The sequence below is a fragment of the Vibrio sp. S234-5 genome (assembly GCF_000960595.1).
Lineage (GTDB): Bacteria > Pseudomonadota > Gammaproteobacteria > Enterobacterales > Vibrionaceae > Vibrio.
The window spans coordinates 1-398 of sequence record NZ_JZAM01000405.1 but is presented as its reverse complement, the minus strand read 5'-3'; the positions used below and the strand labels follow the sequence as shown (position 1 = coordinate 398).

The window sequence follows — 398 nt, the reverse complement described above, 5'->3', positions numbered from 1 at the left end:
AGTTGGGGTGTGAGATGATGGGAAGAATTGGCTTTGCTTTGCTGGTTTTACTGGATTCCTTTCCTTCCGTCGCAAGAGATTATCAGCTTTTCTCTGGCGATACCAATGCTGATTTAACCACGTGTAGCAGCACCAATTGGCAGCAAAGTGTCTCAGGAGGCATAGGTACTTACCACTGTGCTAACGGCTCCGTCTCCCTCTTATCTGGAGATAACATCCCTGCTAACTCACACGCGATCTTATCGGCGGATGCCGGCTTTAGTCTCGCCGGCACCCACACCACTTGCCCGCCCCCCACCGCTCGGGCTTTTGCTTCTTCCCCCCCCCCCCCAACTCCGCCCCCACACCACCACCCCCCCTCTCCCCACCCCCCCCCCCCCCCCACCCCCCCCCCCCCA

At 58.8% G+C, this 398-nt stretch carries 1 protein-coding gene; it reads right to left on the bottom strand.

The genetic code is table 11. The annotated features are described in order from the left end of the window. Positions 1–169 precede the first annotated feature (169 nt). Positions 170–398 (bottom strand): hypothetical protein (locus UF06_RS27265; RefSeq protein WP_045572432.1); only part of this gene is annotated, 229 nt, incomplete at its 5' end.